Annotated in this window: 1 protein-coding gene; it reads left to right on the plus strand. The window is 58.7% G+C overall.

Features of this window, described 5'->3' with window-relative positions:
• Positions 1-312 (plus strand): FKBP-type peptidyl-prolyl cis-trans isomerase (locus tag P0G09_RS17560; protein WP_275253313.1); only part of this gene is annotated, 312 nt, incomplete at both ends.

The raw sequence follows: 312 nt of genomic DNA on the forward strand, positions 1-312 counted from the left end.
GATGCAGAGCTGAAGCGCGTGCAGGAGCGCAACGCCCGTGAGCTGTCCCGCGAGGGTGCTGCTGAGAATGGCGATATCGCTGATATCGACTTCGAGGGGTTTGTGGACGGTGTCGCTTTTGAGGGCGGCAAGGCTGAGCACTACAACCTGACCCTGGGCAGCGGCTCCTTCATCCCTGGCTTCGAGGATCAGATTGTTGGACACTCCGCCGGTGAGGAGTTCGACGTGAACGTCACCTTACCCGAGGAGTATCAGGCTGCTGAGTTGGCTGGAAAGGCTGCTGTCTTTAAGATCAAGCTGCACGAGGTCATG

Origin of the sequence: Faecalibacterium sp. DFI.5.82 (genome assembly GCF_029076575.1) — a bacterium.
Taxonomy (GTDB): Bacteria; Bacillota; Clostridia; order Oscillospirales; family Ruminococcaceae; genus Faecalibacterium; species Faecalibacterium duncaniae.